The following is a 6584-nucleotide window of genomic DNA, read 5'->3' on the forward strand; positions in this document are numbered from 1 at the left end:
AGCGCGGCGATGTTGCCGCGGCGTTACGGAGGTGCGACGTGCTGCCAGGACGGGGACGAGACGGCCGTGCCGCCAGGCTTGCGCGCATCCTGGGCACCCGCACCGCGTGGTCGGCCGTCGGTGACGGCGAGTTCTTCTGCCCGGGGTGCGGCGGCGACCGCAACTACCAGCGGCTGAGCGGGCATCGCCGTTTCACCTTCCTCGGCGTGCCGGTCCTGCCGCGCGGCGTGACCGGTCCCGTCGTGGAGTGCGCGGCCTGCCGCCGCCACTTCGGCACCGACGTCCTCGACCACCCGACCACCACCCGCTTCTCCGCGATGCTCCGCGACGCCGTCCACACCGTCGCCCTCGCGGTACTGGCGGCGGGCGGCACCTGCGCCCGGCCGTCCCTGGAGGCCGCGGCGGCCACGGTGCGGGCGGCCGGCTTCGACGACTGCACGGAGGAACAGCTGGGCGCCCTGGTCGAGGCGCTGGCGGCCGACACCGGGCGGGTCTTCTCCGAGCCCTGCGGTGCCGGTCTGGCCATAGAGCTCCACGAGGCGCTGGACCCGCTGGCCCCGCACCTCGCACCGGCAGGGCGGGAATCCATCCTGCTCCAGGGCGCGCGTATCGCCCTGGCCGACGGCCCCTACACGCCCGCCGAACGGGACGTCCTGTCGACGGTCGGCGCGGCCCTCACCATCTGCGGTGAGGACGTGACCCGGCTGCTGGCGGCGGCGGCACGCACACCGTCGTAGGCCTGGGCGGCGCGTTCGGCGTCGAACCGCGTGCCACTGACGGCGAGGACCACGGCTTCCAGTCGCCGCTGACGTCGATCCCGAGCAGGAAGGCCGCGACGACCCCGACGACATCGGCGACGAGCAGCCCGACGGCCAGGGCGATGTCCCCGGCGACGGGCAGCCACCGGCGTTCGGTCCGCGGCGCCGGCACGTGGGTGCCGGGGAATCGGGGGAGGCCGGAGGGCTGTCGGGTGGCGGGGTCGATCATGGCCGCAAGCCTGCCCCGAAGGCCGAGCCGGGGCCTTACGGATACTCGGGGCACCGAGCGCGGACCGAGGAGTTCCGCGGTACTCCCGGGGGAGTAATCCCGTCGTTCCGTCGCCCTGGGCGGTACTCCCGAACTCGCCCTCCCGCCCGACGATCCGGCCCCTGTCCGCCGGGAGTCTGGAGACCGACCCAGACACCCGATCCGGAGGGGGGCCCGTCTCATGGGGGCCGCAAGGACAAGTACACGGCGACGGCGGGCCGTGCCCTGGCTCGTGCTCGGGCTGTGGATCGCGGTGCTCGCGATCGCGTCGCCGTTCGCGTCGAAGCTGGCGGACGTCCAGCGCGACCGTGCCGTCGACTACCTGCCGGCGAGCGCCGACTCCACGCAAGTGGCCAGGATCCAGGACCGGTTGCCCGGGGGTGAGGCCACCGAGATGGTCGTCGTCTACCACCGGGACGGCGGGCTGACCGCCGCCGACAGGGCGACGGCGGCCGAGCAGATCGACCGGATCGCCGGCCGGCACCAGCTGACCGGCGCACCGCAGGGCATCCCGTCGAAGGACGGCACCACCCTGATGTACCCGGTGGCCAGCACCGAGCCCGGCCAGGACGAGCACAAGCGCGACGCCCTCGTCAACGACGTCCGGGACGTGGCCAAGGGCGGCGACGGGCTCAGCGTCGACGTCGGCGGCGAGGGCGCGCTCGCCACCGACGCGAGCGAGGTCTACAACTCGCTCGACGGGCCGCTGCTCTACACCACCGCCGCCGTGGTCGCGCTGCTGCTGATCCTCATCTACCGCAGCCCGTTCCTGTGGCTCGTGCCGCTCACCGTCGCGGGCATCGCCGACTACCTCTCGATGGGCGTCGCCTACGGCCTCAACCAGGGGTTCGGGACATCCGTCTCCGGCCAGAGCTCCGGCATCATGACGATCCTCGTGTTCGGCGCGGGCACCGACTACGCCCTGCTGCTCGTCTCCCGCTACCGGGAAGAGCTACGGCGTATCGAGCGGCCCTACGACGCCATGGCTGCCGCGCTCAAGGGCTGCGGGCCCGCCGTCCTCGCCTCCTCCGGCACCGTCGCCGCGGGGTTGCTGTGCCTGCTCGCCGCCGACCTCAACTCCAGCCGGGGCATGGGCCCGCTCGGCACGGTCGGCGTGCTGTGCGCGCTCGTCGCCATGCTGACGCTGCTGCCCGCGATCCTCGTCCTGCTCGGGCGGCGCGTGTTCTGGCCGCTCGTCCCCCGCTACGGCAGCACGCCCAAGGCCCGCCGGTCCCTGTTCACCGCGATGGGCAGCTCCGCCGGACGCCGGCCCCTGACCGTCCTCGCGGCCGGCGCCGTCCTGCTCGGCGCGCTCGCCCTCGGCGCCCTGAACCTGCCCGGCAGCCTCAAGCAGGAGGACTCCTTCACCAGCAAGCCCGACGCGGTCGCCGCCATGGAGACGCTCGCCGCGGCCTACCCCGAGCGCGGCACCCAGCCCATCACCGTCCTCGCGCCGCAAGGCCGGGCCGACGAGGCCCTCGCGTCGATCCGCGGCACCCGGGGCGTCGACAGCGCCCAGGAAGGCCGTACCGGAGACGGCTGGACCGAGATCTCCGTCCTCGCCACCTCCCCGCCCCAGTCCGCCGGGGAGACCGCCACCATCGAGGCCCTGCGCGACAAGCTCGACGGCTCCTACGTCGGCGGGCCGAGCGCCGAGCAGCTCGACCTGAAGGACACCAACGACCGGGACCGTCTGGTCGTCGTACCGATCGTGCTGCTGTCCGTGCTGCTGATCCTCGTCGCCCTGCTGCGCTCACTCGTCGCGCCGCTGATCCTGGTGGCGGCCGTCGTCGCGGTGTGGGGCGCGGCGCTCGGCATCGGCGGACTCGTCTTCGGGCCGGTCTTCGGCTTCGAGGGCACGGATCCGGGGCTGGGGCTGCTCTCCTTCGTGTTCCTGGTGGCGCTCGGCGTCGACTACGGCATCTTCCTGATGCACCGGATGCGCGAGGAGTGCCTCAACGGTGCCGAACCGGTGTCGGCCGCGCTGACCGCGCTGCGCACCACGGGCGGGGTCATCGCCTCCGCCGGGCTCGTCCTCGCCGCCACCTTCGCGGTGCTCACCAACATGCCGCTGGTGCCCCTCGTCGAGCTGGGCTTCGTCATCGCGGTGGGCGTGCTGCTGGACACCTTCCTCGTCCGCACCTACCTGGTCACCAGCGCGAGCGTGGCGCTGGGGCGCAGGGTGTGGTGGCCGGGCCGGCTCTCCCGCCAACCCGACGGGTCCCGGCCGCCCGTACCGCCGAAGGAACCGGAGCCCGTGCCCGTCTCCGTCTCCTGACCGACCGGCGCCCCTCCCTCCCGGAGGGGCGCCCCCGTCCCGGAAGATGAACCCCGTGCAGCCGACCACCACAGCGCCGCGACCCCGCATCGGCGAGCGGGTCATGGCCGCGATCAACCGCGACCCCCTGACCGCACCGCACCGCACACGCAACGACGCCCTGCTGGCCGTGGCATGGGCCGCCGTGGCCACGGTCATGGCCCTGTTGGGCGACAAGGGAACGCGGCCCGACGCGCTGGGCTGGGCCTTGCTGCTCGCCGCCCATGTGCCGCTGGTGTGGCGGCGGCACCGCCCGCTGCTGGTCCTGCTCGTGGTGATGGTCTGCATCACCCCGTACCACGCCCTGGAGAACAACCACGCCGCGCCCATCCTCGCCACCCTGGTGGTGCTGTACACGGTCGCGGCGACCGGCACGGTGCGCCGCACGCTGCTCACCGGCGCCGGCGTGCTCGGCGTGACACTGCTCCTCAACGCCCTCACCAACCCCGACGGGACGATGGAGATCCTGCGGATCTCCGGCTGGGTCGTCGCCTTCCTCTTCTGCGGCATCGACGTCCGCTACTACCGCCAGTACGTCGCCTCCATCGTCGAACGCGCCGAGCGCGCCGAACGCACCCGTGAGGAGGAGGCCCGCCGCCGGGTCGCGGAGGAGCGCCTGCGGATCGCCCGCGACCTGCACGACCTGCTCGCCCACAGCATCACGCTCATCGGCGTGCAGACCTCCGTCGCCGCCCACGTCCTGGCCGCCGACCCCGAGCGGCTGGACCGCGAGACGATCGCGAAGGCCCTCGACGACATCGCCGACACCTGCCGCACGGCCCGCGGTGAGGTACGCACGACGCTGGAGCTGCTGCGCGAACAGGGCGTGGCGGGCGAGGCCCGCGGCCCGCTGCCCGGCCTCGACGGGGTGGCGGACCTGGTGAAGACGGCGCGGCTGGCGGGGGCGCGGGTCGAGTCGGCGGTACGGGTGCGGCAGGCGCCGCCCGCCGTGGGCGCGGCCGCCTACCGCATCGTCCAGGAAGCGCTGACGAACGTGGTCCGGCACGCCGGGCCCGACCCGGCCGTACGCGTCGAGCTGTACGAGGAGCAGGGCGCCCTGCGCGTGTCCGTCACCGACGACGGCGCCTGCCCCGCCGCCACCCCGCACAACCCCGGATACGGCCTCGTCGGCATGCGGGAGCGGGCCCGCAGCGTGGGTGGCACACTCGACGCCGGACCGGGCGACGAGGGGGGTTTCCAGGTGAGGGCCGTACTGCCGATCGGGAACGAGCGAGGAGGAGAGCGATGATCCGCGTCCTGCTCGCGGACGACCAGACGCTCGTGCGGGAGGCGTTCGCCATGCTGGTCGAGTCCGCCCCCGACATGGAGGTCGTCGGCCAGGCGGCCACCGGCCGGGAGGCCGCGGAACTGGTCCGCGGCTCGCGCCCCGACCTCGTCGTGATGGACATCCGCATGCCCGACCTCGACGGCATCGAGGCGACCCGCCTGATCGCGGCGGACGAGGACCTGGCCGGGGTACGGGTACTGGTCCTCACCACCTACGACACCGACGAGAACATCGTGGACGCGCTGCGCGCCGGCGCCTCCGGATTCCTCGTCAAGGACACCCGCCCGGCCGAACTCCTCGACGCCATCCGCACGGTGGCGGCGGGCGAGTCCCTGCTGTCGCCGGGGCCGACGGCACGGCTGATCGAGCGGTTCCTGCGCAGTCCGTCCCCGCCCACGGCAGGCGGGCCCGAATGCCTGTCCGAACGCGAGCGCGAGGTGCTGACGCTGGTCGCGCGCGGGCTCAACAACACGGAAATCGCCGAGGCGTTGGGACTGAGCCCGCTCACGGCGAAGACCCACGTCAGCCGCATCATGGGGAAGCTGGGGGCACGGGACCGGGCGCAGTTGGTCATCGTGGCGTACGAGTCGGGGATGGTGGCTCCGGGAACCCTGTGACGGACAGGTCAATGTCTGACACTCCGTCAAGGGAGCTCGATGACCCTCCTGAGCCGCACACTCGTTCTCACCACGGTCCTCCTGACCACCCCGCTCACGACGACCGGCACCGCCTCGGCGGACACCGGCTGCACGTCCTCCGTCCCGTACGTCTCGGGCGAGGGCGGCTACGACACGTACCGCATCCCCGCGACGATCACGACCCCGCGCGGCACGGTTCTGGCCTTCGCCGAGGGCCGGCACGACGGTGCGGGCGACACCGGCGACATCGATGTCGTCCTCAGACGGTCCCGCGACGGCGGCTGCACCTGGGGGCCGGTGACGGTGGTCGCCGCCGGGGAGGGGGACACGCGGGGCAATCCGGCGCCGGTGGTGGATCCGGTCACCGGTGCGGTGGTGCTGGTCACGTCCTACAACAGCGGGGATGTGACGGAGGCGCAGATAATGCGGGGCGAGGCGACGCCGGCGGAGAGCCGCCGGGTGTTCGTCCAGCGGAGCCTGGACGACGGTCGCCGCTTCACCGCTCCGCGCGACGTCACGGGTCAGGTGAAGCCGTCGAACTGGCGGTGGTACGCGACGGGGCCGGGCCACGCCGTCGCGCTTCGGCGGGGTCCGCACGCGGGGCGGCTGGTGGTGCCGTCGAACCACTCGGTGGCGCCCGCGCCCGGCTCCGCCGACACCGGGCAGGAGCCCAAGTACTACGGCGCCCACGCCATCTACAGTGACGACGGCGGGCGGACCTGGCAGCTGGGGTTCGTGGACGACTCGTACGACGGTGTCAGCAACGCCAACGAGTCCACGGCCGCCGAACTCGCCGACGGGAGGTTGTACTTCAACTCACGTGACCAGCACGGTACGAGCACGGGCAACCGTCTCGACAGCCACTCCGGTGACGGCGGGGAGACCCTGGAGCGTCCGTACACCGTCCAGCCCACGCTGAACTCCGTCCCGGTGGTGGAGGGCAGTGTCCTCCAACTCCCCGGCGCGCGTGCCCCGTTGCTCTTCTCGGGCCCGTCCGTCCCGACCGCCCGCCAGTCGATGGCCGTGTGGCGCAGTACGGACGGGGGAGCGACCTTCACGAAGGCGCTGACGCTGTCCCGGCGGTGGGCGGCGTACTCGGACCTGGTGTGGGTGGGGCGCGGGACGGTCGGGATCCTGTACGAGACGGGGGAGTCGGGGCCGTACGAGACGATCGAGTTCCGCCGGTTGCCGGTGACTGACCTGACCTAGTTCCTCGCCCCCGCCGCCCCTACCCGTCCCGTCCCCGGGGGCTGCCGCCCCCGGACCCCCGCTGTCGGCCCTTCGGGCCTCGTCCTCAAACGCCGGACGGGCTGAA

General features: G+C 73.2%; 6 protein-coding genes. 5 read left to right on the forward strand and 1 reads right to left on the reverse strand.

Annotation, left to right across the window (positions count from 1 at the left end; all coding sequences use genetic code 11):
• The first annotated feature begins 38 nt into the window (after positions 1-38).
• On the forward strand, positions 39-737 hold the full coding sequence (locus ACIREI_RS09405; protein WP_403329399.1) for a TerB family tellurite resistance protein: 699 nt from the start codon (positions 39-41) through the stop codon (positions 735-737).
• Here ACIREI_RS09405 and ACIREI_RS09410 read toward each other — a convergent pair.
• Positions 676-987 (reverse strand): hypothetical protein, encoded by a 312-nt coding sequence (locus ACIREI_RS09410; RefSeq protein ID WP_403329402.1) that lies wholly within the window; start codon positions 985-987, stop codon positions 676-678. The genes ACIREI_RS09405 and ACIREI_RS09410 overlap by 62 nt on opposite strands.
• A 220-nt stretch (positions 988-1207) precedes the next feature.
• On the opposite strand from ACIREI_RS09410, the gene ACIREI_RS09415 reads away from it, so the two are divergent.
• From ACIREI_RS09415 to ACIREI_RS09430, 4 genes are read left to right on the forward strand one after another with little or no spacing between them, the layout of a single operon-like run.
• Positions 1208-3304: an MMPL family transporter gene (locus ACIREI_RS09415; protein WP_403329405.1), complete on the forward strand. Its 2097-nt coding sequence runs from the start codon at positions 1208-1210 to the stop codon at positions 3302-3304.
• 46 nt (positions 3305-3350) lie between these two features.
• On the forward strand, positions 3351-4592 hold the full coding sequence (locus ACIREI_RS09420) for a sensor histidine kinase (RefSeq protein ID WP_403329408.1): 1242 nt from the start codon (positions 3351-3353) through the stop codon (positions 4590-4592).
• Positions 4589-5248, forward strand: a complete 660-nt coding sequence (locus ACIREI_RS09425) for a response regulator (RefSeq protein ID WP_403329411.1) — start codon at positions 4589-4591, stop codon at positions 5246-5248. Before ACIREI_RS09420 ends, ACIREI_RS09425 begins: the two co-directional genes overlap by 4 nt.
• Positions 5249-5287: 39 nt before the next feature.
• Entirely contained in the window at positions 5288-6478 is a 1191-nt protein-coding gene (locus ACIREI_RS09430; protein WP_403329414.1) for an exo-alpha-sialidase, read from the forward strand.
• Positions 6479-6584 lie beyond the last annotated feature (106 nt).

Origin of the sequence: Streptomyces sp. NPDC093591, assembly GCF_044764885.1 — a bacterium.
Classification (GTDB): Bacteria; Actinomycetota; Actinomycetes; order Streptomycetales; family Streptomycetaceae; genus Streptomyces.